This window comes from Nocardiopsis changdeensis, from assembly GCF_018316655.1.
GTDB lineage: Bacteria > Actinomycetota > Actinomycetes > Streptosporangiales > Streptosporangiaceae > Nocardiopsis > Nocardiopsis changdeensis.
In genome coordinates this window covers 5,408,778-5,432,538 of record NZ_CP074133.1, presented here as the reverse complement: position 1 = coordinate 5,432,538, position 23,761 = coordinate 5,408,778, and the positions used below count along the sequence as shown (strand labels likewise).

Below are 23,761 nucleotides of genomic sequence, written 5' to 3'. Positions count from 1 at the left end.
TTCCACACATGGCCCAGTCCAGAGCGCTGCGCGTCCTCATCGCCACCGACACCTACCCGCCCGACGTCAACGGGGCCGGATACTTCACCCACCGGTTGGCCGAGGGGCTCGCGGACCGCGGGCACCGGGTGCACGTGGTGTGCCCCTCCGACGAGGGGGACCCGTACGTGCGCCGCAACGGGCGGGTGATGGAGCACCGGCTCCGGTCGGCGCCGATCCCCCTCCAGACCGATATGCGCGCCGCCGTGCCGCTGGGCATGGGCGGCCACATCGCCCGCCTGGTGCAGCGCCTGGACCCGGACGTGCTCCACTCGCAGAGCCACTTCACGCTGAGCCGCACGGCGATGCGCAGGGGGCGCACGGCGGGCATCCCGGTGGTGCTGACCAACCACTTCATGCCGGACAACCTGTACGCTCACGCGCGGATCCCCGAGGCGATGCGGACGGCGGTGGGCGACCTGGCCTGGCGGGACATGGTGCGGGTGGCGGGGGAGGCCGACCACGTGACCACGCCGACCCCGCGCGCCGCGGCGCTGCTGAGGGAGAAGGGGTTCGCCGGGGAGGTCGAGCCGATCTCGTGCGGGATCGACCTGGAGCGCTTCCACCCGCGTCCGGCGGAGCGGTCCGCGCTGCGGGAGGGGTTCGGCCTGCCGGACCGGGAGACCGTGGTGTTCGTGGGGCGGCTGGACGAGGAGAAGCGGATCGACGACACGATCCGGGCGCTGGCCCTGGTGTCCCGGGAGCGGGACGTCCAGCTGGCCCTGGCCGGCCTGGGCCGCTGCGAGGCGCGGCTGCGGGCGCTGGCGGCCGCCGAGGGGGTCGCCGACCGGGTGTTCTTCCTGGGCTTCGTGCCGGACGACGAGCTGCCGCTGGTGTACGCGGCGGCGGACGTGTTCGCCATCGCGAGCGTGGCGGAGCTCCAGAGCATCGCGACCCTGGAGGCGATGTCCACGGGGCTGCCGGTGGTGGTCGCGGACGCCATGGCGCTGCCGCACCTGGTGGAGGAGGGGCGCAACGGCTTCCTGTTCCCGCCCGGCGAACCGCGCCTCCTGGCCGACCGGCTGCTCACCGTGCTGGGCTCGGAGCGGTCCCGGGCGGCGATGGGCGAGGCCAGCCGGGAGCTGGCGGCGCGGCACGACCACCACCGCTCGCTGGAGCGGTTCGAGGAGGTCTACCGGGGGCTGCTGCCCGCGGCGCCCCGGCCCGCGTACCTGGAGCGGCTGGCCGCCTGAGGGCGGTCAAGCGGCGGCCGGGGGATCGTAGGGGTATTTGTCGTCTTTGTCTGAATTGCGAATAATCTGAGGTTTGCCACTTTCCGCATTCTTTGCGTGGCTGACGGTGATATCCATGCGGCTCGGGAAACACATGGGGTGTGTGGTTCGAAGGGATCAATGGACGGAGCGGCCTCGGCAGGATCACCCGCGGCGGTGACGGGAACCAGGCCCTCAACGACCGACTGCTCGACGCCGAACGCGAAGCCGGGTTCCACGAGCGCGACATGTCGGCGTTCGAACGGGAACGCATCGACCTGGAGCACCGGGTGACCCGCATGGAGGCCGAACTGGAGGCACTGCGACAACGCCGGCTGGAGGCCTACGCCCGGTGGTGGAACGCCCGGGACGACCGGGACCGCGCGCTGCACGTCTGCCGCAAACTGCGCCGCCGCGTCGACCGGGCGCGGCGCCGGAGCGGCGATGAGGACGATTGAAGGACACCGGAGCGGGGAGGCCCGCGGTGGCCCGGCCGAACGGCCGGGCCACCGTCATGTCCGGGACCGGCCGCGGCCCCGGGACCGGTCGCCGTCGCCGTCCCCCGGGCTCGCCGCGGCCCTGGGGCCGGAGGGCCGACGGCCGTCCCCGCGCGGCTCCGGCGGCCTCCGCGGGCGCGGGCCTCAGGAGGGGCGGTCGGTGAGCGCGTCCAGCTCCTCGGCCACGGTCCGAGCCGCGGTCCGCAGCGCCTGGAGGGTGACCTGGACCGCAGGGCGGCGCAGCGAGGCCGGGCGCACCACCGCGTACACGTGCCGGGCCGGGACCCGCCCGGGCAGCGTCCGGTGGACCAGCCCCGCCGGGGCGCCCACCATCGCCAGCGACGGCACCGCCGCGATCCCGATACCGCGCGAGACCAGGCTCAGCACCGTGCCCAGCCCCTCGAACTCCCAGGCCGCCCCCGGCAGCCCGCCCACCTCCGCCAGCAGCAGGTCGGTCCCGTAGCGCGAGCGCTCGCCCTCGGGCGCCACGATCCACGACTCGCCCAGCAGCCGCTCCAGCACCACCGGCTCCTCCGGGTCGGCCAGCCGGTGTCCCTGCGGGACGGCCAGCACCATCGGGTCGCGCAGCAGGTGCACGTGGCGCAGCCCGCTGTCCGCCCCCCGCCCCGGGTGCTGTCCGCTCCAGTCGTCGACCAGGGCGATGTCCACCTCCCGCGAGCGGACCTTCTCCGTCCCCGTCGACAGCAGCGTCTGGCGCAGCACCAGCTGCATCCCCTCGTGCACCCGCAGCGACGGCGCCAGCAGCGGGGCGAACGCCACGGCGGCGGTCGGGAACGCCGTCACCGTCACCACGCCCAGCGCCATGTCGGCCTGCTCGGCCAGGACCGACTCGGTGGCCTCCACCAGGGCCAGGATCTCCTCGGCCTGGGCGACCAGGAGCCGGCCGGCGTCGGTCAGCTCCGCCCCGCGCGGGGTGCGGTCCAGCAGCGCCACCCCCGTCTCCTTCTCCAGCGCGGACAGCTGCTGGGAGATGGCCGAGGGCGTGTACCCCAGGGCCGCGGCCGTGGCCGCGATCGTGCCCCGGGCGGAGAACTCGCGCAGGATCTGGAGGCGTCGGAGATCGAGCATAAGAACAGCTTACGCTCACCATCGAAAAGACTCGCTTGTACTGAAGGGTGTTCCTGGGCAGGGTGAGGGATGAGAGGCCGTCACCTGGAACGACGGCCGCACGCCGACCCTGAGCCGGAGATGAGTCATCACATGGCCGTCACTGTTTCCGCGACCCTCGCCGTCAACGAAGCCCTCGCCGAGAAGCGCCGCCAGGGGGTGCGCGTGCTGCCCCTGGGGTTCGGTGAGGCCGGTCTGCCGGTCCACCCGGTCATGCGCGACCGCCTCACGGCGGGCAACGGCGCCAACTCCTACGGCCCCGTCGCCGGGGTCGCCGCCCTGCGCGAGGCCGCCGCGGGCTACTGGGAGCGCCGCGGGCTGCCCACCGACCCCGGCATGGTGATCGCCGGGCCCGGCAGCAAGCCGCTGCTGTACAGCCTCCTGCTGGAACTGGGCGGGGACACCGCCATCGCCGCGCCCAGCTGGGTCAGCTACGCCGCGCAGAGCCGGCTGGTGGGCGCCCGCCCCCTGCTCGTCCCGACCGCGGGCGGCGGCGAGGGCGGCGTTCCCCAGCCCGACCTGCTGCACGCGGCCGTCACCGCGGCGCGCGCGCAGGGCCGCACCGTCAACGCGGTCATCGCGACCCTGCCCGACAACCCGACCGGCACCCTGGCGAGCCGCGAGACCGTGCGCCGCCTGGCCGAGGTCGCCCGCGAGCTGGACCTGGTGATCATCTCCGACGAGATCTACCGCGACCTCGTCCACCCGGTCGGCCCCGGCGGGGAGCCCGTCCACGTGCACAGCCCCGCCGAGTTCGCCCCCGAGCGCACCGTCATCTCCACCGGGCTGAGCAAGAACCTCGCCCTGGGCGGCTGGCGGATCGGGGTCCTGCGCCTGCCCGACTCCGAGCTGGGGCACCGGCTGCGCGGCGGCCTGCTCGGTGTGGCCAGCGAGATCTGGTCCAGCCCGGCCGCCCCCGTCCAGGAGGCCGCCGCCCACGCCTTCACCGAGCCCGCCGAACTCGTCGACCACATCGACCGCAGCCGCCGCCTGCACGGGATCGTCGCCCGCGCCGTCGCGGACGTGTTCACCGGGGCCGGGGCGACCCTCGCCCCGCCGCGGGCCGGGTTCTACCTCTACCCGGACTTCGAGCCGATGCGCGAGCGGCTGGCCGGACTGCACGGCGTCACCACCGGGCCCGGGCTCACCGGGCTGCTGCTGGAGCGGTTCGGCATGGGCGTGCTGCCCGCCGCCGAGTTCGGGGAGGGGCCGCAGGCCCTGCGCATGCGGGTCGCCACCAGCCTGCTCTACGGGGACACCGAGGAGCGCCGCTACGCCGCGCTGGCCGCCACCGACCCGCTGGCGCTGCCCTGGATCCACGCCCACCTGGACCGGCTCGCCGAGGTGCTGGACGCTCTGACGGCCACCCCGGTGTCCGCGGTGGTGGCGCCGACGCTCGTGCGGGCGGCTGCCGAACCCGTCCACTGACCAGGGGAGAGAGGGGCGGACGGTGCCCTTCCCCGGGGGTCGGGTCAAGGGAGGGGCACCGTCGTCCGTGATGGTCGCGGGAGTGGGGAGGGGGAGGGCCGGGACCCCTCAGCGGGCGGGCAGCGCCGGGGACTCCCCGGCGGCCAGCTCGCGGCTGGGGGCCAGCACCGACCGGTAGTGGGCCAGCAGCTCGTCGCCCACCGCCTCCCAGGTGCGGTGCTCCACCGACGCCCGCGCCCGGCCCGCGAGGTCGGCGCGCAGGGCGCGGTTGTGGGCCAGCCGCCCCACCGCCACCCGCAGCTCGCGCACCGAGTCCGGGGCGTACAGCAGCCCGTTGACGCCGTCCTCCACCAGGTCCAGCGGGCCGCCCGCGGCCGGGGCGACCACCGGGACCCCCGAGGCCAGCGCCTCCTGGACCGTCTGGCAGAACGTCTCGTCGGCCCCGGTGTGCACGAACACGTCCAGGGAGGCGTACAGCCGGGACAGGTCGCCGCCGGTGCGCTGGCCGGTGAAGACCGCGCCGCGCAGGCGCCGCCGCAGCCGGGGCAGCTCCGGGCCGTCCCCGACCACGACCACCTTCACACCGCGCAGCTTCAGCACGTGTTCCAGCAGGTCGACGCGCTTGTCCTTGGCCAGCCGACCGACGTAGCCGATGATCGCCTCCCCGCCGGGGGCCAGCGCCCGGCGCAGCGCCCCGTCGCGGTGCTCCGGGCGGAAGCGGTCGGTGTCCACCCCCCGCCGCCACAGGGCCAGCCGGGGGAACCCGCGCGCGGACAGGGCCTCCATCGTCGCGGAGGAGGGCACCAGCGTGCGGTCCGCGGCGGCGTGGACGCGCCGCAGTCCCGACCACAGGTGCTCGTGCCCGGGCAGCCCGTACCTCCGGGCGAAGCCCGGCAGGTCGGTCTGGAACACCGCCACCGTCGGCAGCGCCCAGCGCCGGGCCGCCTCCACCGTGGCCAGGCCCATCAGGGCCGGCGAGGCCAGGTGCACCAGGTCCGGGGAGAACGAGCGGATGGCGGTGGTCAGGGTGCGGCGGGCGGGCAGGCCCAGGGCGAAGTCGCGGTACACGGGCAGCGGCACCGAGGGCGTGCGCACCACCGGGAAGCCCGCGTAACGGGTGGGGCCGTCGTGCCCCGGGGCCAGGACCAGCGCCTGGTGGCCCCGGGCGGCCAACAGGTCGGCGACCCGGCACACGGAGTTGGTCACCCCGTTCACCTGGGGCAGGAAGGACTCGGTCACGATGGCGACGCGCAGCGGGCGCTGCTTGTCGGCGGAGGCGGGGGTCGGGTCGCGGAAGGTGTCGAGGGGGGACATGCGGGCGGCTCCCAACGCCGGGGGGACGTGTCCTCGACGCTAGAAGGCGCGGGTGAACCCGGATGGGGCGCGGAGGGAACCGGACGCGTCGCGCGGGCGTGGGCTCACCGAGCGCGCGGTGACGGACCACGGACGGTGCCCCCGCACCCGGGTTGACCGCAGATGACCCGTCGGTGGCTAAGATCGCATCACGTGATCGAATCATTGCTCTGAGGAGTGGAACGGTGACTCTCGTGGAATGGGCCGATGAGGTCCGCGTCGCACTCGGGCTTCCGGAGACCGAGGCCATGGACCGCAAGGACGTGGACCGCGTCCTCGACCTCGCCAAGGACGCCGCGCACTCCGTCGCCCGCCCGGCGGCGCCGCTCACGGCCTACCTGCTCGGCATCGCCGTGGGCCACGGGGCCGACCCCGAGGCCGCGGCGCGGATGCTGGGCGAACTCGCCCGGAGCCGGGCCGGGGACGACGGGAGCGGCACGTGACACCGCCGAGGGGCGGAGAACGAGAGGGAGCCCGCCCCGGTTCCCGGTGAGACCGGCATGTCGAAGGTGTGTGACGTGTTCGTTACGCACCACTGCGATTCTTTGCCGATGACGCGAGGCCACCACCAGTGCCGACACGTCCACGAGGGCACCCGCCCCCCGCGCGCCGACACCCGCGGTGCCCTCGGCCCCATCCACTGACCGACAGGGAGATCCCCCGTGGACCAGCTCCTTGAAATGGCCGGCCTCATCAGCGGCATCATCTGGGGACCGTTCGTCCTCATCCCGCTGCTGTTCGCCGTCGGCCTTTTCCTCACCATCCGCCTGAACCTCCTCCAGCTCCTCAAGCTCCCGCACGCCCTGTGGCTGGCGCTCGTCCGGCGCAAGGAGGACGACTCCGTAGAGGGGGACATCTCCCACTACCAGGCGCTCAGCACGGCCCTCGCGGCCACCGTCGGCGTCGGCAACATCGCCGGCGCGGCGCTCGCCATCGGCATCGGCGGCCCCGGCGCCCTCTTCTGGATGTGGGTCGTCGGGTTCCTCGGCATGGCGACCAAGTACAGCGAGGCCCTGCTGGGTGTGAAGTTCCGCCGCGCCGACGCCAAGGGCGAGCAGAGCGGCGGCCCGATGTACTACCTCAAGTACGGCATCGGCGGGGGCTTCGGCACCGTCCTGGGCGTGCTCTTCGCCGTCTTCGGCGCGATCGCCGCCTTCGGCATCGGCAACGGCAGCCAGGCCAACACCGTCGCCCAGCAGATCAACAGCGTGACCGGGGTCGACACCTGGATCATCGGCCTCGTCCTCATGGTGCTGACCGCCGCGGTCATCCTCGGCGGCATCAAGAGCATCGGCCGGGTCGCCTCCGCGCTCGTGCCGATCATGATCATCGGCTACGTCGGCATCTGCCTGGCCGTGCTCGCCGCCAACTGGGCGCAGCTCCTGCCCGCGCTCCAGCTCGTGGTCACCGACGCCTTCACCGGCACCGCGGCCGCCGGCGGCTTCGCCGGCTCCACCGTGCTGATCGCCATCCAGATGGGCTTCGCGCGCGGCATCTTCTCCAACGAGTCGGGCCTGGGCACCGGCGGCATCGCCGCCGCCGCGGCCAAGACCCGGCAGCCGGTCCGCCAGGCCATGGTCTCCATGACCCAGACCTTCATCGACACCATCATCGTGGTCACCATGACCTGCATGGTCATCATCACCACCGGTGTCTGGCAGGGCGAGAACGCCGAGGACGGCTCCCTGCTCACCAGCCAGGCGATGACGCAGGGCCTGGAGGCCATCAGCCCGTCCCTGGCCCCCGCGGGCGCGGTGGTCGTGGCGATCTCCGTCGCGGTGTTCGCCTTCACGACCCTGCTCGGCTGGTCCTACTACGGCGACCGGTGCATCGAGTTCCTGGTGGGCCGGCGCTTCGTGCTGCCCTACCGGCTCCTGTTCATCGTCGTCGTGTTCGTCGGCTCCGTGGCCAGCCTGGACTCGGTGTGGCTGTTCAGCGACATCGCCAACGGCCTGATGGCGCTGCCCAACCTGGTGGGCCTGCTGGTGCTGTCGCCGCTCGTGGTGGCGGAGACCAGGAAGTTCTTCGCCCACCCGGACTGGAAGAACCCCGACGCCCTGATGGACGACGTCGTCAAGGGCTAGCCGCCACGGCACGCCGTGGAACGGGAAAAGGGGGACCGGCCGCTCGGGCCGGTCCCCCTCTCGCGTTCCCGTGCCCGGGTCACCACCAGGCGTGGAAGTGGTGGACGGGGCCCTGGCCGCCGCCCGCGTCGATCTCGTCGGCGCGGCGCAGGGCCTCGGTCAGGTAGGCCTTGGCGTCGGCCACGGCGGAGGCCGCGTCCGGGCGCTGCGGCAGCAGCGCCGCGATGGACGACGACAGGGTGCAGCCGGTGCCGTGGGTGTTGCGGGTGTCCACGCGGGGCGCGGAGAACTCCCGGTGCTCTCCGTCCCGGGACACCAGGACGTCCACGCTCTCCCCGCCCTCCAGGTGGCCGCCCTTGAGCAGCACCCGGCGCGGGCCCAGCTCCAGCAGGCGGCGGGCCTGGGCGCGCATCCCCTCCAGGTCCGTCGCCTCGTCCTCCTCCAGCAGGTCGGCGGCCTCGGGCAGGTTGGGGGTGATCAGGTCGGCGCGGGGCAGCAGCGCGGTGCGCAGCGCCTTGGTGGCCGAGGCCTCCAGCAGCCGGTCGCCGCTCTTGGCCACCATCACCGGGTCGACCACGACGTTGGGCAGCCCGTGCCGCCCGATCGCCTCGGCGACGGCCTCGGTGATCTCGGCGGTGCCGAGCATCCCGACCTTGACCGCGTGCACGGTCGCGTCGGAGAAGAGGGTGTCCATCTGGCGGACCACGAAGTCGGCGGGGACGGGGTGGACCCCGGTGACGCCCCGGGTGGACTGCGCGGTGAGCGCGGCGATCACGCTCATCCCGAACGTCCCGTGGGCGGAGAAGGCCTTGAGGTCGGCCTGGATCCCGGCGCCCCCGCTGGGGTCGCTGCCGGCGATGGACACGATGTTGTACGCGCTCATGGGCGTTCCTTCGCTAGTGCTAACTAGGGCAGGTTCGACGGGTGTGCTCTCAGCCGGGGCGCGGCCGGTCGGCCGCGCCCCGGCACCCCGCGCCGTGCGGACCCGGGAGGGTCCTTCGGTTGAGGATGCCGCCGGTGGGGCGGTCAGGCGGTGGGCGTGTTCTGCGCCCCGCGCGCCCGGACGATCTTGAGGACCCGGACCACCACGAACCACAGCAGCAGCAGGGCGATGACGACCAGCACGATGTTGCTGATCAGGCCGCTCCACTGGACCAGGATGGGCTTGATGGCCGGGCCGAAGACGAAGCCCAGGCCGATCCAGATGGTGTTCCACACGGCCGAGCCGATGACGGTGTAGAGGGAGAACTTCAGCAGCGGCATCCGCTCGATGCCGGCCGGGACGGAGATGAAGCTGCGGACCAGGGGCACGCACCGGCCCAGCAGGACGGCCATGCCGCCGAAGCGCTCGAAGAACTTCTCGGCCTTGTGGAAGTCGCCGATCTCCAGCAGCGGGGTCTTCTCGACCAGCCACATGGTGCGTTCGCGGCCCAGCAGCGCGCCGATCGCGTAGAAGCCCCAGGCGCCGACGAGGCAGCCGATGGTGGCCCACAGGATGGCGAGCCAGACGTTCATCTGGCCGTCGTAGGCGAGGAAGCCCGCGCCGGGCAGGACGGCCTCACTGGGCATCGGGGGGAAGAAGGTCTCGATGAACAGGGCCACGCCCACACCGGGCTCGCCCAGGGTCACCATGAGGTTCAGGACCCACCCGATGAACCCCTCGTACTCGTGGACGATCTCCTCCTCGACCGACGTGTTCATGGCCAGGGCCGACATCGTCCACAGATTCGCTGGCATCCGGGTTCCTCTTCTTCTTCGTGCTTTGCGGGCGGGTCTGGGGGAGGGGAAGGACTCCGCCGGTTCTGGGGAGGGGTGCGGACCGCTCTCACGCGGCCGGCAGGGGTGCCCGGTCCGTCACGGGTCCTTCGTCTGCTCGTGCGGGCGGGGTGGGACGGTCTCCCCGCTCAGGGGCGTCCTCGGCCTGCCTTCTCCTAAGGTACAAGCGGAAACGGTCGCTGTGGGCGGCCGCGGGGACGGGGTGCGGATTCCCCCACCCCGTGCCATCGGGGGCACCGGGGGAGGGAAGGGGCGGGGCGAACAGGCGTTTTGTCATCCACTGTTCGATTTTTCGGTCGTGCAGGGACGCCGCCGCTCAGAAGCCGAAAAAGAAGGAGTCCCACAGCACAGTGCTGCGGGACCCCGCATGGCCGGTTCCGGCCCCCTCAGACGCCTCCCCGGACCACCGACGACGCCCACCGGTAGTCCTGCTTGCCGACCGCGGTGCGCCGCACCCGGTCCACGAAGTGCACGGTCCGGGGCACCTTGAACCCGGCCAGCCGCACCCGGCAGAACGCCAGCAGGCCCGGCTCGTCCGGCGCCGCGCCCGCGGCCAGCGACACCAGCGCGGTGACGCGCTGCCCCAGCAGCTCGTCCGGGGCGGGCACCACGATGGCGTCCTCCACCGACGGGTGGGCCTTGAGCGCCGCCTCGACCTCCTCGGGGTACACCTTCTCGCCCGCCGTGTTGATGACGACGCTGCCGCGTCCCAGCAGCACGATCGACCCGTCGGCGGCCCGGGTGCCGAAGTCGCCCGACAGCGCCCAGCGGCGCCCCTCCGCATCGGTGGGGAACGTGCGCGCCGTGGCGATCGGGTCGTTGTAGTACCCCAGCGGGATCCGGCCGGTCCGCGCGATGCGGCCGACCGCCGCCGACCCCGGCGGCACCGGGCGCAGGTGCTCGTCCAGCACGGCGATGCTGCCGCCCATGGTGAAGCTGCGGCCGTCCCGGGAGCCGGTCAGCGGCTCCGCGCCGCCCTCGGCGTCCTGTCCGCCGGTCGCCGAACCGCACACCCCGGTCTCCGAGCCCCCGTAGGAGTCGGCCAGGGCGATGTCCTCGCGCCAGGCGCGCCACAGGCCGCGCACCGGCGGGGTCAGCGGTGTCCCGCCCGAGCGCACCGCGGACAGGTCCGGGCACAGGCCGGGCTCGGTGAGCAGGTGCCGGGCCAGCGGGCGGGCCATCGCGTCGCCCACCACCTGGAGCGTGTGCACGCCCTCCCGGTGGGCCAGCGCCACCACCCTCTCGGCGCGGAAGCTGCGGTCGGTGGACAGCACCACGCGCTTGCCGCACAGCAGCATGCTCAGCGCGTTCCACTGCCCGGCGGCGTGCATCAGCGGCCCCAGCACCAGCATGCGCTGGGGGAAGCAGGCGCGGGCGCGTTCGGCCACGTCGCGGGGGGAGCGGGCGCGCGGGGCGCCGGGGGAGCGGCGCTCGATCGCCGCCCGGAAGATGTCGGCCTGCCGCCACAGGACGCCCTTGGGGTAGCCGGTGGTGCCGCCGGTGTACAGCAGGTAGTGGTCCGAGCCCGAGGTGGGCGGCAGCGCCCGGTCCAGCGGGGCCCCGGCCAGCGCGTCCTCGTAGCCCACGGCCCCGGGGAAGGCGGCGCGCACGGCCTCGCGGGCCGCGGGACCCGCGCCGTCCTCCAGCAGCACCGCGTGGCGCAGCCGGGGCAGGTCGGGGCGGACCCGGGCCACCGTCGCGGCCAGGGACTCCTCGGCGATCAGCGCCACCGCGTGGGAGTCGGCCAGGACGTGGCGCAGCTCGCCCGCCACGTAGCGGTAGTTGACGTTCACCGGCACCGCGCCCGCGCGCAGCACCCCCAGGAACGACTCCGTCCACTCGGCCCGGTTGAAGGCCAGGATCGCCACGTGCTCGCCGCGGCGCACGCCCGCGTCCGCCAGGTGGCGGGCCAGCCGGTCCGCGCGCCCGCGCAACCCGGCGTAGGAGACGACGCGACCCCCGGCGACCAGGGCGGTCCGCTCGGGCACCGCGTCGGCGACGGCGTCGAACAGCCGGGTCAGCGAGAACGCGGCGTCGGGGTCGGCCGTCGCGGGCGACGCGGCGGTCTGCGGCGCGGCGGGTCCGGGCGATGAACGCACGGGCGGCCTCCCTTGGCGGCGGATGCGGCGCTGCCGTCCACGGCACGGGGGCTCGCGGCGGGACGCCGGCGCCGACCGGCTTCCGGCCGACGCGTCGATGACTTGTGTGCCGACCGTACCCGTCGGGAGGGGAGCCGATCGCCACCGGGGGTGTGGACCGCATCACCCCACTTCACGGGCCCGGTCACAGGGCCCGGACGGCCCTGTTCCACGGCCTTTCCGGGGCGTCGGCGGGGCCCGGATTTCGGGCCCGGTCGTGCGTTTGTGACACACCTCACCCCTTGTGGGGTCACCGGGTCATCTGCTCAACTCTTGGGGACTCTCCGGCGGGGGCTCTACCGGGCCCCGCGGTGGGTATCTAGTGTCTGACATCGGTCAATGGTGATCGGAGCGGTTGGATGAGCAACACCCAGAACCTGGGGCAGGCGAACGACGCCGGGAACCCCGGCGCGACACTTCCCGAACACGACACACCCGCACTCTCCAGCGCGGACCACATCGCACTCGCGCAGGAGCACTCCGCGCACAACTACGCCCCCCTGCCCGTCGTCATCGCCGAGGGCCGCGGGGCCTGGGTGACGGACGTGGAGGGCGAGCGCTACCTGGACTGCCTGGCCGGCTACTCGGCCATGAACTTCGGACACCACAACCCCGACCTGCTGGCCGCGGCCCACCGCCAGCTCGACCGGGTGACCCTCACCAGCCGCGCCTTCTACAACGACCAGTTCGGCCCCTGGGTGGACGCCCTGGCCCGGATGGTCGACAAGGAGAAGGTCCTGCCGATGAACACCGGCGCCGAGGCGGTGGAGACCGGCATCAAGGTCGCCCGCAAGTGGGGCTACGAGGTCAAGGGGGTCCCCGAGAACCAGGCCACCATCGTCGTGGCCGGGGCCAACTTCCACGGCCGCACCACCACGATCATCTCCTTCTCCTCCGACCCCGAGGCCCGCACCGGCTTCGGCCCGTACACGCCGGGCTTCCGCTCGGTGCCCTACGGCGACGCCGCGGCCATCGAGGCGGCCATCGACGACACCACGGTCGCCGTGCTCATCGAGCCCGTGCAGGGCGAGGCCGGGGTCATCGTCCCGCCGCTCGACTACCTGCCGCGGGTGCGGGAGATCTGCGACGACAACCGCGTCCTGTTCATCGCCGACGAGGTCCAGTCGGGCCTGGGCCGCACCGGCACGATCCGGGCCTGCGAGCACAGCGGGGTCGTCCCCGACGCCTACCTCTTCGGCAAGGCGCTGGGCGGCGGCATCCTGCCGGTGTCGGCGATGGTCGCGAACGAGGACGTGCTCGGCGTCATCAAGCCGGGCCAGCACGGCAGCACCTTCGGCGGGAACCCGCTCGCCGGGGCGGTGGGGAGCACGGTCGTCCGGATGCTGACCGAGGGCCCCTACCTGGAGAACGCGCGCAAGCTGGGCGAGGTGTTCAGCCGCCGCCTGGAGGAGTTCGTCGGCAAGGGCGTGCTCTCCGTGCGCAGCATCGGCCTGTGGGCCGGTGTGGACGTCGACCCGGCGCTCGCCTCCGGCAAGGAGATGTGCGAGCGGCTGGCCCGCAACGGTGTGCTGGTCAAGGACACCCACGGCTCCACCGTGCGCATGTCCCCGCCGCTGGTGATCAGCGAGGAGGACCTCAACTGGGGCCTGGACCGGTTCGCCGAGGTGCTGGAGGACCTGCGGGCCGGGCGCTGACCGCCCCGCGGACCCGTGCGGAGCCCGTCCCCGGACCGGGGGCGGGCTCCGCCGCGTCCGGCCGGGGACCGGTCAGCCGCCCGCCTCGTTGACGGGGGACTCCGACGGCGACGCGGAGGCCGCGTCGGAGGGGCCGCCCGAGGGCGCGTGCACCGGGTCCAGCGGCCCGCCCAGCTCGGTGTTGAGCAGCGACTCATCCACCCGCTCCAGGGTCTCCCGCGACACGTACAGCACGCGCTCGGGGCCCTCGACGATCTGCAGGCGCACCCGCTCGGCGATCGACATCTGCCCCTGCGCGGTGGGGTGGAACGTCGCCCGGTCCACCTTGAGCCCCTCGCCGAACCGGCCCAGCACGATCCCGTTCAGCCAGGCGTCCTCGGCGCTGACCTCGTGGCCGGCGAGCGCGGAGAAGGTGTTGACGTACTCCACGCTGCCGGTGCCCCGGGACCCGTAGACGTCGCCGTCGGCCCGGTACACCGCGTTCCGGATGCGCTCGTTGAACCGCTCGGCGATCCCGTTGAGCCACAGCTGGTCGTTGACGGTCAGCGTGTAGTACATCGCCGGCGGCTCCTCGGGGAACAGCCGGGGGTAGCCCAGCACCAGCAGGCGGGCGTCGGGGGCGCGTTCGCGGATCTCCGCGATGACGGTGTCCAGGGTCTCCTCGAACTGCCGCATGCGCTTCTCGATGTCCTCCTCCTGCTCGGTGCAGACGCCGCTCTCCAGCAGCGGCATCCGCACGATGCAGGTGCGCAGCACCGGGATGAACCCCAGGTCGTTGCCGCCGATCCCGAGCGTCACCAGGGAGGTGTGCTCGGTGACCCGCTCGATCTGGGACTCGGGGGTGCCCAGCTCGTCGAGCATCTCGCGGCCCTTGTGGCTGCTGCACGCGTAGAAGGCCAGGGACCCGGCGAAGTCGAACTCGTCCTCGATGAGGTGGGCGTAGGCGTTGGACGAGCGCCAGCAGCCGCCGGGCACGGCGGTCTCGGGGGCGTAGTCGCCCGCGCCGTCGCCGGAGGAGTAGGAGTCGCCCAGCGCCACGTAGTTGCCCCACAGGGCGCCGTCCTGGGGGCTCACCCGCTCTCGCCAGTCGGCCTGCTCCTCCTCGGTGATGGGGGGCAGGTCCTCGGCCGGGCACACGCCGCCGGTGATCTCGCACCACAGGGAGCGCAGGGAGTCGCGGCCGGCGGGCACGGTGAGCATGACGATGAGGGAGAGGACCAGCACCAGGGACACGCCGACGCCGATCCGGGTGCGCAGCCGGGTGCGGCGCCGCGGCGGCCGCGCCGTGGCCCCGGTGCCCTCGGTGTCCGTTGGGACCTCTGGATCTCCTGCGTCCCCGGCGTTTCCTGGGGCCGCTGTGTTCGCGGTGGCGCCGACGGTCTCCGTGCCCGCCGCGGCCCTAGAGCTCTCGGCGCTCCCTGCGCCCTCTGGGTCCTCTGGGTTCGCGGTGCTGTCGGAGGGTTCCGGGCGGGCCGTGGCTCCGGTGTCCGGGGCCTTGCCGGCGGCCTTGCCGGCGGCCTTGCCGGTCCCGTTCCCGGAGTCCTCGGGAGGGGTCGGGTCCGGGGTCTCCCCGGGGGTTCCGGACACCTCGTCACCGGTGGGCACCGCCGCCACCGCCTCCCCTGTCTCCGACGGTCTGTCTCGGCCTCGAGACTACCCGGGGCGACCCGCGGCGATGACGTCCACGGCCCTGTGCATCTCGGCTTCGGTGAGGTCGGCCCGGGCGGTCAGCCGCAGGCGCGAGCGGCCGTCGGGCACCGACGGCGGGCGGAAGCAGCCCACCCGCACCCCGGCCGCCAGGCACCGGGCCCGCCAGCGCACCGCGGCGTCCGGGGACGGGGCGGTCACCGACACCACCGCCGCGTCGGGGGAGGTCGCCTCCAGCCCGTGTCCGCGCAGGCCGTCGCAGAGCAGCCGGGCGTTCTCGCGCACCGCCCGCGCGCGCTCGGGCTCGGCGCGCAGCAGGCGCAGCGCGGCCAGCGCCGCGGCCGCCGAGGCCGGGGCCAGCCCGGTGTCGAAGATGAACGTGCGGGCGGTCTCCACCAGGTGCCGGATCACCCGTTCCGGGCCCAGCACGGCGCCGCCCTGGGCGGCCAGCGCCTTGGACAGGGTGACCGAGACCACCACGTCGTCGGGGGCCGGGGACAGCCCGGCGGCGGCCAGGGCGCCCCGGCCGCCCGGGCCGACCACGCCGAACCCGTGCGCGTCGTCCAGCAGCAGGGCGCCGCCCGCCGCCCGGGCCGCCCGGTGCAGCGCCGCCGTGTCGACGAGGTCGCCGTCCACGGAGAAGACGGTGTCGCTGACCAGCAGGGACCGGGCCCCGGGGGCGGACCCGCGGGACCCCAGGGCGCGCGCCGCCGCGGCCGGGTCGGCGTGGTCGAACAGTTCCACCCGGGCGCCGCCCGCCCGGGCCAGCCGGGCCGCGTCGATCAGCGAGGCGTGGTTGTGGCGGTCGCACACCAGCAGCGGGGCCGGGGCGTCGGCGCCCGCCCCGGGCACCCGGGCGGTCAGCGCGGTGAGCATCGCCAGGTTGGCGGTGTAGCCGGAGGAGAACACCAGGGCCGACTCGGTCCCGGCGAAGTCGGCCAGCTCCCGCTCCAGCTCGTGGTGGAGCTCGGTGTCGCCGGTGACCAGGCGCGAGCCGCCTGCACCGGTGCCCCAGCGCCGCAGCGCCGCCTCGGCGGCGGCGGTCACCCGCGGGTGGCGCAGCAGCCCCAGGTAGTCGTTGCCGGCCAGGTCCAGCACGTCCTCGGCGGCCGGCCGCGGGACGATCCGGCGCGACAGCCCCGACCGGGCCCGCGCCCGGGCGGCCTGCGACAGCCAGGAGAAGGGGTGCGGCGCCGCACCGGAGGGGCCCGGGCCCGCGCTCCGGGAGCGGAGCGTCCACGGGCGGCGGGGCGGTGACAGGGCGGTGCCGTCCATGGGCGGGTGCTCCTTCGGTGCGGGGAACGGGGCGTCGGGCGACTCCGAGGGGGTGGGGTGACGGGGGAGCCGGTGCACGAAGGGACCGACCCAGCGGCGGCCAATCCCGCTGGGGCGGCCCGGTCCTCGTGCCAGGGAGGCGGTACCGACTCTGCCGGGTCCGCGCCCCCCGCGTCACCGGTGGAAGCCCACAAAGTTCGGACACCGAACCTGGTAGGTCTGCACGGATCCGGTCCGCGGACCGGATCGGAAGAATGGGACCACATGACGCCCGAGTGGATACGTTCCGTCGACCGCGCCCACCTGTGGCACCCCTACACGACCCTGCCCCCCGCCGAGCCGCCCCTGGTGGTGACCGGCGCGGACGGGGCGCGGCTGCGGCTGTGGGACGGGGAGCGCGAGCACGAGGCCGTCGACGGCATGTCCTCCTGGTGGTCGGCGGTCCACGGCTACCGCCACCCGGTCCTGGACGCGGCGCTGCGCGCGCAGGCCGACGACTTCAGCCACGTGATGTTCGGCGGGCTCACCCACGGCCCGGCGGCCGAGCTGGCCGAGCTGCTGGTGGAGATCACCCCCGAACCGCTGCGCCACGTCTTCCTCGCCGACTCCGGCTCGGTCGCCGTCGAGGTGGCCATGAAGATGTGCCTGCAGTACCACCGCTCCCGCGGGGAGGCGGGCCGCAGCCGGTTCCTCACCTGGCGGGGCGGCTACCACGGGGACACCTTCCACGCCATGAGCGTGTGCGACCCCGAGGGCGGCATGCACGCCCTGTGGGGCGACGTGCTGCCCGGGCAGGTGTTCGCGCCCGCGCCGCCGCGGGAGTACGACCCCGGGCATACCGCCCGGGTGGCGGCCCTGGCCGAGCGGCACTCCCGCGAGCTCGCCGGGATCATCGTGGAGCCCCTGGTGCAGGGCGCCGGGGGCATGCGCTTCCACGACCCGCGGCACCTGAAGGACCTGCGGGCCCTGGCCGACGAGCACGGCGTGCCGCTGGTCTTCGACGAGATCGCCACCGGGTTCGGGCGCACCGGGGACCTGTTCGCCGCCGACACCGCCGGGGTGGCGCCCGACATCATGTGCCTGGGCAAGGCGCTCACCGGCGGCTACCTCACCCTGGCCGCGGTGCTGTGCACGGAACAGGTGTCGGGCACGATCGCCCGGGGCCGGGTGCCGGTGCTGGCGCACGGGCCCACGTTCATGGCCAACCCGCTGGCCTGCGCCGTCGCGGTCGCCTCGGTCCGGCTGCTGCTGGAGTCGGGGTGGCGGGAGTCCGTCGCCCGCGTCGAGCGCGGGCTGCGGGCCGGGCTGGCCGGGGTCCCCGGCGCCCGGGTGCGCGGCGCGATCGGGGTGATCGAGCTCGGGGAACCGGTGAGGATGCGCGAGGCGTCCCGTGCCGCGCTGGAGGCCGGGGTGTGGCTGCGCCCGTTCCGGAACCTGGTCTACGCCATGCCCCCGTACGTGTGCACCGACGAGGAGGTCGCCGCGGTGGCGGCGGGCATGGTCGCGGCCGCGGAGGCGTCCCGATGATCCTCGTGGTGACCGGCACCGGGACCGGTGTGGGGAAGACCGTCGTGACCGCGGCGCTGGCCGCCGTGGCCGGCGGCGGGGTCGCGGTGCTCAAGCCCGCCCAGACCGGGGTGGGGCCGGGGGAGCCCGGCGACGTGCACACCGTCGCGGCCCTGGTCCCGTCGGTGACCCCGGTCGAACTCGCCCGCTACCCCGAGCCGCTGGCCCCCGCCACGGCGGCCGCCCGCGCGGGGCTGCCCCAGGTGCGCGCCGAGGACGTCGCCGACGCCGCCCGCGCCCTGGAGGGCGACCACGGACTGGTCCTCGTCGAGGGCGCCGGCGGCCTGCTGGTGCGGCTGAACACCGAGGGCCAGACCCTGGCCGACGTCGCCGTGCTGCTGGACGCCCCCGTCCTCGTCGTGGCGCGGGCAGGGCTGGGCACGCTCAACGAGGTGGCCCTCACCGCCGAGGCGCTGCGCGCGCGGGGGCTGCGCCCGGCCGGGGTGGTCATCGGCTCGTGGCCGACAGAGCCCGATCTGGCGATGCGGTGCAATCTGGACGACCTGCCGACGATGGGTGCGGGGCCGGTCGTCGGGGCGCTGCCGCAGGGGTGCGCCGACCAGGACCCGCGCTCCTTCGCGGAGACGGCGCGGCGGGCCCTGCCCCACTGGAGGCCGGGACCGGCGACGCGAGGGTGAACGCCCGCGGGCCGGGTCCGTGGGCGCGCAGGTGCTCCTCGCGCTCGCGGACCTCCTCCGGACCGGGCCCGTCCGCCGACCACCACAGGGTGCGCTCCACCGAGGGGAAGGCGCCGTGCCGCTCGCGGTGCTCCACGAGCAGGCGGTGCGTCCGCTCCACGAAGGCCCGCAGGGCCACCGGGTCCCGCCACAGGGACACGACGCGGACCTCGTCCCCCGTGCCGGAGGAGTCCACTTCGACGATGTGGCCCTCGGTGGACCGCGCCCGCAGCCGGAGCGCCTCCGCCAGCGGGCCGACGTGGTCGCCCCGGATCACCCTGGATTCGGCCAGGGCCAAGGATTGGTCTGCCATCACGACTCCTCTTCGAGGTCCATTTCTGTCAGTATGGATATGAAGAGAAGCGGCGCACAGGGCCAATGGAGGCGGTAATGGACTCTTCCCGGACGGTGGACGACCTCGTCGGCCTCCTCGGCGCGTGGTCCGCCGGGGACGGCGCGCTCTACCGCAGGCTCGCCGACTCCCTTCGGACGCTCATCGACGAGGGCAGCCTCGCCCCCGGCGAGCGGCTGCCGTCCGAGCGCGTCCTGGCGTCGGCGCTGCGGGTCAGCCGGACCACCGTCGTCTCCGCCTACGACCTGCTGCGCTCCGAGGGCGTCTTCGACAGCCGGCAGGGCAGCGGCACCCGGGTCAGCGAGAGGGTCGCGCCGGTGCGCTCCGACGGCTGGGCGGCCAACGGCGTCGGCCAGTACATGTACCGCAACCTCATCCAGAAGGACGCCGGGCTCATCTCGGCCACCTGCATGAACACCCCCGCGATGCCGGGGTTCGCCGAGGTCGTCCGCGAGAGCCTGGACGACCTGGGGCCGCTGCTGGACGAGGGCACCTACTACCCGCAGGGGCTGCCCGCGCTGCGCCGGGCCATCGCCGACTTCTACTCGGACCGGGGGCTGCCCACCGTCGCCGACCAGATCGTCGTCACCACCGGCGCCCACCAGGCCATCGCCCTGGTGACCCAGCTCTACCTGCGCAAGGGGTCGCCGGTGGTGGTGGAGGACCCCGGGTTCGCCGGCTGCCTGGACCTGATGAGCGACCGGGGCGCCCGGTTCGTGCCCGTGCCGCTGGACGACCAGGGCATCGACATCAACGGGGTGCGCCGCGCCGTCGACGAGCACGCCCCCCACCTGCTCTACACGATGCCCTCGTACCACAACCCGACCGGCACGATGATGTCCGTGGCCCGCCGCCGCGAACTGGGGGAGCTGTCGGCCCGGACCGGGACGCCGATCCTGGAGGACGCCGCCTACACCGGCGTCCGCCACCCACAGGAGCCGCCGCCGCTGGCCGCCTACGCGCCCCGCGGCGCGGAGGTCATCAGCGTCGACTCGCTGTCCAAGGTGGCCTGGGCGGGACTGCGCGTGGGCTGGCTGCGCGCCCCGGTGGAGATGGCGGTACGGCTCAGCCGCCGCAAGCTCCTGGCCGACCTGGCCGGACCGCAGCTGGACCAGATCGTCGCCGTGCGGCTGCTGGCCGACTACGACCGGATCGCCCGTGAGCGCTCGGAGCGGCTGGCCGCCGCCATGGACCACATGGAGGGGCTGCTCCGCCGCGACCTGCCCGACTGGCGGTGGAGGCGCCCCGACGGCGGCGCCGCCCTGTGGGTCGAGCTGCCCGGCATCGACTCGCGGGCCTTCACCCAGGTCGCGCTCTGCCACGGGCTCGAACTGGTGCCCGGCAGCCTGATGTCCGCGTCCCCCATCGGCCCGTTCGACCGGCACTTCCGGCTGCCCGTGGCCTTCGACGCCGTCGAGCGCGAGGAGGTCGTCTGGCGGCTGTCCCGCGCCTGGCGCGAACTCGACCGCCACGGCCCGGTCGGGGCCCCGATCCCCCTGGTGGTCTGACGGCGAAGCCCCCCACGGGGTTCTGGAGGCCCGGAGCGGACGTCTTCGAGGTGGAGAACCGTCGGCCGCAGGCCGCCCTTTGAGGGTGGTGGCGGGCGACGGGTGGGCGAGGATGGTCCGTGTAGGGGCGAAGGTTCCCGTTCTCCGGGGGAGAGAACGGAGCCGCCCGCGGGACGGGTCCCGCGGGCGGCTCGGCTGTGGCAGGGCCGGTCGGCTAGCCGATCCGGACCTTGCGGGCGGCCTCGAAGCGCTCCTGGACGTCGGCCCAGTTGACCACGTTCCAGAACGCCTTGACGTAGTCGGCCTTCACGTTCTTGTACTGCAGGTAGAACGCGTGCTCCCACATGTCCAGCATGAGCAGCGGCACGGAGCTCAGCGCGGCGTTGCCCTGCTGGTCGTAGAGCTGCTCGATGATGAGGCGCTGGCCCAGCGCGTCCCAGGCCAGGAACGCCCAGCCGGAGCCCTGGAGGCTCGCCGCGGCCGCGTTGAAGTGGGCGCGGAAGGCGTCGAAGGAGCCGAACTGGTCGTCGATGGCGGCACCGAGCTCGCCCTCGGGCTTGTCGCCGCCGTCGGCGGACAGGTTCTTCCAGAAGACGCTGTGGTTGACGTGGCCGCCGAGGTGGAACGCGAGGTTCTTCTCGAGCATGGTCACGGCACCGAAGTCGCCCTTGTCGCGGGCCTCGGCCAGCTGCTCCAGCGCCCCGTTGGCACCGGCGACGTAGGCGGCGTGGTGCTTGTCGTGGTGCAGCTCCATGATCTGACCGGAGATCCACGGCTCCAGGGCCGCGTAGTCGTAGGGCAGCTCGGGGAGCGTGTATGGCGCAGACATCTCAGGCGCACCTTTCCGATGAAGCGGTTCGTCGTCACTTACCAGCGAAGGATCGCTAGGCAGCAAGCTATCAGCCGTGCGGCCGGGGCCCCGGTGTCGGACGGGCGACACCCGGGGCCGGGAATAAACCGCCGTACACCCTCCGTAGCGGTGTACTTTCTGTGGGGAACCGTGTTCGTACGGTGGGGATCTCCGGGGGTGGGGGAGGTCGGGTCGTTTCGGAGGTTCGGTCAAGGTCGCCGGGCGCAGGTCGCCGGGCGTTGGAGGGGCGTTCACCGGTCGTTCCGCCCTGTGGGCGATGATCCGACGCCACTTCCCCGTCATCTCGCACATTCTCGAGGCATGTCCATGTCCACTCCCGAACGCGGTGCCGCCGAACGCCCCGCTTCCCAGCGCGGCGGCTTCCGCCCGGAGATCGAGGGGCTGCGCGCCGTCGCCGTCCTGCTGGTCGCCGTCTACCACATCTGGTTCGGCCGGGTCTCCGGCGGAGTGGACGTCTTCCTGTTCCTCACCGGGTTCCTCATCACCGGGTCCCTGGTGCGCTCGGTGGAGCGCGAGGGGCGCATCGCCCCGTTCGCGTTCTGGTCCCGGCTGCTGCGGCGGCTCACCCCCGCCGTCGGCGTGGTGCTGGCGGCGGTGCTGGCCATGGCGTACCTGTGGCTGCCGCGGTCGCGCTGGCCGGACGTCATCGCCCAGGTGTACGCGTCCGCGCTCTACCACGAGAACTGGGCGCTGGCCGCCGCGGCCGTCGACTACCTGGCCCGGGAGGGCGCGCCCAGCCCGGTGCAGCATTTCTGGTCGCTGTCCATCCAGGGCCAGTTCTACCTGCTGTGGCCGCTGCTGCTGGGCGCGGTGCTGCTGGTGGCGGGGCGGGACCGGATGCGCCGGGCCTCCCTGGCCGCGATCGGCGCGGTGCTGGCGGCCTCCCTGGCGTACTCGGTGTGGATCACCGCCGTCGACCAGCCCTGGGCCTACTTCGACACCGGCGCCCGCCTGTGGGAGCTGGCCCTGGGCGGGGTGCTGGCCCTGGTCGTCCACCGGATCAACCCGCCCGTGCCGGTGCGGTGGGCGCTGGGCTGGGGCGGCCTGGCCGCACTGGTCCTGTGCGGGGTGCTGCTGCCGGTGTCCACGGTGTTCCCCGGGTACGCGGCCCTGCTGCCGACCCTCGCCGCGGCCGCCGTCATCGTCGCCGGCGGCGGGGGCGGCCGGGCCGGGGTCCACCGGGTGCTCGCCTGGCGCCCGCTGACGGCCCTGGGCGGCCTGTCGTACGCCCTCTACCTGTGGCACTGGCCGGTCCTGGTGGTGTACCTCCAGCTCACCGGCCGCTCCCTGGCCACCCCGCTGGGCGGGGCGGCCGTGCTGGCCCTGTCCCTGGGCCTGGCCTGGATCACGGCCAAGGCCGTCGAGGGCGGGGCCGAGAGCCTGAGCCGCAGGGTCTCCCGGCCGTGGCTGCCGGTCTGGTCGGCGGCGATGGCGGTCCTGGTCATCGCCCCCTCCCTGGTCGTCGGCTCCCAGTGGTCGGACCGGCTGGCCGAGGAGAGGCGGGAGCGCGCCGAGCGCGTCATCGAGCCCGTCGACTACCCCGGGGCCGCCCTGGTCACCCACCCCGAACTGGCCTCCGTGCTGCCCGACCTGCCGGTGGTCCCCGACCCCCTCGACGCCCGGGACGACCTGTCCGACCACCACCTCCAGGGCTGCCACGTGGACCTGAAGGCCACCGAACCGAAGGTGTGCTGGGCCGGACCCGAGGACGCCGAGTACACGATCGCCATGGTCGGCGCCTCGCGCACCGCCCACTGGTACCCGGCGCTGGAGGAGGTCGCCCTGAAGTACGGGTGGCGCCTGGTGTCGTTCACCAAGAGCGGGTGCCAGTTCAGCGCCGAGGTCCCCTACACCCAGGGGCGTGTGTTCACCGAATGCCAGGAGTGGGACGCCCGGGCCATGGAGGAGCTGGAGCGGCTGCGCCCCGACGCCGTGTTCACCTCCTCCACCCGGGCCAGCGCCGCCGGGGAGGTCGTGCTGCCCGGGTTCCCGGTGCGCTGGCGGGAGCTGGACGCCATGGGCATCGACGTCATCGGGGTCCGCGACCTGCCCCGGCACTCCTACGCCGGGGCCGAGTGCGTGGCCGACAACCCGGACGACCCGGCCGGGGCGTGCAGCGACCCGGTCGGCTACTCGCACGCCGAACGCCACCCGGCCGCCGTGCTCGCCGAGCGGGGCAGGCTGCCCGCCAACGTCTCCCTGGTGGACCTCACCGGGCACGTGTGCCCCGGCGGCCGCTGCGACGCGGTCGTCGGCAACATCCTCGTGTACTGGGACCACTCCCACATGACCGCCACCTACGCCCGCACGCTCGTCCCGGCCCTGGAGGAGGCGCTGGTGGAGGCCACCGGACAGGGGAACGCGACAGCGAACTCTTGAGGGCGCGGCGGTCGGCCGGGGGTGATCTTCCGGTGAACAACAGTGGAATTGCCCCGCACGCGGGTTTCGCCGCCCTCCACGAGGTGGTGTCTTAGTCGGGTGGGCCCTTCGTGTCACCGAGCCGTGGCGCCGGCCCCGCCCCTTACCGTCCGGCCCCGTGCGCCCGGGACCCCTCCC

18 protein-coding genes and 1 pseudogene are annotated in these 23,761 nt (G+C 74.0%); 10 read left to right on the top strand and 9 right to left on the bottom strand.

Annotated elements, in window-relative coordinates; all coding sequences use genetic code 11:
* The first annotated feature begins 8 nt into the window (after window positions 1-8).
* Together KGD84_RS24590 and KGD84_RS24585 are read left to right on the top strand one after the other, a co-directional pair.
* Window positions 9-1,232: a glycosyltransferase gene (locus KGD84_RS24590; protein WP_220562740.1), complete on the top strand. Its 1,224-nt coding sequence runs from the start codon at window positions 9-11 to the stop codon at window positions 1,230-1,232.
* A 140-nt stretch (window positions 1,233-1,372) separates the two neighbouring features.
* Window positions 1,373-1,708 carry a hypothetical protein gene (locus tag KGD84_RS24585; protein WP_220562739.1) on the top strand — a complete coding sequence of 112 codons (336 nt, stop codon included), beginning with the start codon at window positions 1,373-1,375 and terminating at the stop codon, window positions 1,706-1,708.
* A gap of 183 nt (window positions 1,709-1,891) precedes the next feature.
* Here the strand turns inward: KGD84_RS24585 and KGD84_RS24580 are convergent, their stop codons facing one another.
* A complete protein-coding gene (locus KGD84_RS24580) occupies window positions 1,892-2,836 on the bottom strand; it encodes a LysR family transcriptional regulator (protein ID WP_220562738.1) in 945 nt (314 codons plus the stop codon).
* 132 nt (window positions 2,837-2,968) lie between these two features.
* Here KGD84_RS24580 and KGD84_RS24575 point away from each other — a divergent pair, with 132 nt between their 5' ends.
* Window positions 2,969-4,303 carry a pyridoxal phosphate-dependent aminotransferase gene (locus KGD84_RS24575; protein WP_220562737.1) on the top strand — a complete coding sequence of 445 codons (1,335 nt, stop codon included), beginning with the start codon at window positions 2,969-2,971 and terminating at the stop codon, window positions 4,301-4,303.
* Between the two features lie 108 nt (window positions 4,304-4,411).
* Here KGD84_RS24575 and KGD84_RS24570 read toward each other — a convergent pair whose 3' ends face one another.
* Window positions 4,412-5,617 carry a glycosyltransferase family 4 protein gene (locus tag KGD84_RS24570; RefSeq protein ID WP_255646780.1) on the bottom strand — a complete coding sequence of 402 codons (1,206 nt, stop codon included), beginning with the start codon at window positions 5,615-5,617 and terminating at the stop codon, window positions 4,412-4,414.
* 224 nt (window positions 5,618-5,841) lie between these two features.
* Here KGD84_RS24570 and KGD84_RS24565 point away from each other — a divergent pair, with 224 nt between their 5' ends.
* Window positions 5,842-6,099, top strand: coding sequence for a DUF6457 domain-containing protein (locus KGD84_RS24565; protein WP_220562736.1), 258 nt, complete (start codon window positions 5,842-5,844; stop codon window positions 6,097-6,099).
* Between the two features lie 219 nt (window positions 6,100-6,318).
* Entirely contained in the window at window positions 6,319-7,740 is a 1,422-nt protein-coding gene (locus KGD84_RS24560) for an alanine/glycine:cation symporter family protein (protein WP_220562735.1), read from the top strand.
* Window positions 7,741-7,819: 79 nt separating this feature from the next.
* On the opposite strand, the gene thiD is transcribed toward KGD84_RS24560, so the two are convergent.
* From thiD to KGD84_RS24545, 3 genes are all read right to left on the bottom strand, one after another.
* Complete coding sequence (gene thiD, locus KGD84_RS24555; protein WP_220562734.1) at window positions 7,820-8,623, bottom strand: bifunctional hydroxymethylpyrimidine kinase/phosphomethylpyrimidine kinase; 804 nt, start codon at window positions 8,621-8,623, stop codon at window positions 7,820-7,822.
* A 143-nt stretch (window positions 8,624-8,766) separates the two neighbouring features.
* Window positions 8,767-9,477, bottom strand: coding sequence for a DedA family protein (locus KGD84_RS24550; protein WP_255646779.1), 711 nt, complete (start codon window positions 9,475-9,477; stop codon window positions 8,767-8,769).
* A 425-nt stretch (window positions 9,478-9,902) separates the two neighbouring features.
* The gene (locus KGD84_RS24545) at window positions 9,903-11,615 is read right to left on the bottom strand and encodes an acyl-CoA synthetase (protein WP_220562733.1); all 1,713 of its coding nucleotides are present in this window, start codon (window positions 11,613-11,615) and stop codon (window positions 9,903-9,905) included.
* 398 nt (window positions 11,616-12,013) lie between these two features.
* Here KGD84_RS24545 and rocD point away from each other — a divergent pair, with 398 nt between their 5' ends.
* The gene (gene rocD / locus KGD84_RS24540; protein WP_220562732.1) at window positions 12,014-13,309 is read left to right on the top strand and encodes an ornithine--oxo-acid transaminase; all 1,296 of its coding nucleotides are present in this window, start codon (window positions 12,014-12,016) and stop codon (window positions 13,307-13,309) included.
* A gap of 72 nt (window positions 13,310-13,381) precedes the next feature.
* Here rocD and KGD84_RS24535 read toward each other — a convergent pair whose 3' ends face one another.
* Both KGD84_RS24535 and KGD84_RS24530 read right to left on the bottom strand, forming a co-directional pair.
* Window positions 13,382-14,914 carry a GDSL-type esterase/lipase family protein gene (locus tag KGD84_RS24535; protein WP_260697153.1) on the bottom strand — a complete coding sequence of 511 codons (1,533 nt, stop codon included), beginning with the start codon at window positions 14,912-14,914 and terminating at the stop codon, window positions 13,382-13,384.
* A gap of 48 nt (window positions 14,915-14,962) precedes the next feature.
* Entirely contained in the window at window positions 14,963-16,231 is a 1,269-nt protein-coding gene (locus KGD84_RS24530) for an aminotransferase class I/II-fold pyridoxal phosphate-dependent enzyme (protein WP_220562731.1), read from the bottom strand.
* Window positions 16,232-16,495: 264 nt separating this feature from the next.
* Between KGD84_RS24530 and KGD84_RS24525 the strand changes: the two genes are divergently transcribed.
* Complete coding sequence (locus KGD84_RS24525; RefSeq protein WP_220562730.1) at window positions 16,496-17,758, top strand: adenosylmethionine--8-amino-7-oxononanoate transaminase; 1,263 nt, start codon at window positions 16,496-16,498, stop codon at window positions 17,756-17,758.
* Complete coding sequence (gene bioD / locus KGD84_RS24520; RefSeq protein WP_220562729.1) at window positions 17,755-18,435, top strand: dethiobiotin synthase; 681 nt, start codon at window positions 17,755-17,757, stop codon at window positions 18,433-18,435. Before KGD84_RS24525 ends, bioD begins: the two co-directional genes overlap by 4 nt.
* Window positions 18,436-18,481: 46 nt before the next feature.
* Here the strand turns inward: bioD and KGD84_RS24515 are convergent.
* Window positions 18,482-18,787, bottom strand: a pseudogene (locus KGD84_RS24515) (DUF3291 domain-containing protein); the annotation flags it as partial.
* 77 nt (window positions 18,788-18,864) lie between these two features.
* Between KGD84_RS24515 and KGD84_RS24510 the strand changes: the two are divergent.
* Window positions 18,865-20,334 (top strand): aminotransferase-like domain-containing protein, encoded by a 1,470-nt coding sequence (locus KGD84_RS24510; RefSeq protein WP_220562728.1) that lies wholly within the window; start codon window positions 18,865-18,867, stop codon window positions 20,332-20,334.
* Between the two features lie 214 nt (window positions 20,335-20,548).
* Here KGD84_RS24510 and KGD84_RS24505 read toward each other — a convergent pair whose 3' ends face one another.
* Window positions 20,549-21,163, bottom strand: coding sequence for a superoxide dismutase (locus tag KGD84_RS24505; RefSeq protein WP_220562727.1), 615 nt, complete (start codon window positions 21,161-21,163; stop codon window positions 20,549-20,551).
* A gap of 348 nt (window positions 21,164-21,511) precedes the next feature.
* On the opposite strand from KGD84_RS24505, the gene KGD84_RS24500 reads away from it, so the two are divergent.
* The gene (locus KGD84_RS24500; RefSeq protein WP_255647096.1) at window positions 21,512-23,584 is read left to right on the top strand and encodes an acyltransferase family protein; all 2,073 of its coding nucleotides are present in this window, start codon (window positions 21,512-21,514) and stop codon (window positions 23,582-23,584) included.
* Window positions 23,585-23,761: the final 177 nt, after the last annotated feature.

Bases quoted from the DNA above. Each gene is read 5' to 3' on its own strand.
- KGD84_RS24590 (WP_220562740.1), top strand. From the start codon at position 9: ATGGCCCAGTCCAGAGCGCTGCGCGTCCTCATCGCCACCGACACCTAC.
- KGD84_RS24580 (WP_220562738.1), bottom strand. From the start codon at position 2,836: ATGCTCGATCTCCGACGCCTCCAGATCCTGCGCGAGTTCTCCGCCCGG.
- KGD84_RS24575 (WP_220562737.1), top strand. From the start codon at position 2,969: ATGGCCGTCACTGTTTCCGCGACCCTCGCCGTCAACGAAGCCCTCGCC.
- KGD84_RS24570 (WP_255646780.1), bottom strand. From the start codon at position 5,617: ATGTCCCCCCTCGACACCTTCCGCGACCCGACCCCCGCCTCCGCCGAC.
- thiD (WP_220562734.1), bottom strand. From the start codon at position 8,623: ATGAGCGCGTACAACATCGTGTCCATCGCCGGCAGCGACCCCAGCGGG.
- KGD84_RS24550 (WP_255646779.1), bottom strand. From the start codon at position 9,477: ATGCCAGCGAATCTGTGGACGATGTCGGCCCTGGCCATGAACACGTCG.
- rocD (WP_220562732.1), top strand. From the start codon at position 12,014: ATGAGCAACACCCAGAACCTGGGGCAGGCGAACGACGCCGGGAACCCC.
- KGD84_RS24530 (WP_220562731.1), bottom strand. From the start codon at position 16,231: ATGGACGGCACCGCCCTGTCACCGCCCCGCCGCCCGTGGACGCTCCGC.
- KGD84_RS24525 (WP_220562730.1), top strand. From the start codon at position 16,496: ATGACGCCCGAGTGGATACGTTCCGTCGACCGCGCCCACCTGTGGCAC.
- bioD (WP_220562729.1), top strand. From the start codon at position 17,755: ATGATCCTCGTGGTGACCGGCACCGGGACCGGTGTGGGGAAGACCGTC.
- KGD84_RS24510 (WP_220562728.1), top strand. From the start codon at position 18,865: ATGGACTCTTCCCGGACGGTGGACGACCTCGTCGGCCTCCTCGGCGCG.
- KGD84_RS24505 (WP_220562727.1), bottom strand. From the start codon at position 21,163: ATGTCTGCGCCATACACGCTCCCCGAGCTGCCCTACGACTACGCGGCC.
- KGD84_RS24500 (WP_255647096.1), top strand. From the start codon at position 21,512: ATGTCCACTCCCGAACGCGGTGCCGCCGAACGCCCCGCTTCCCAGCGC.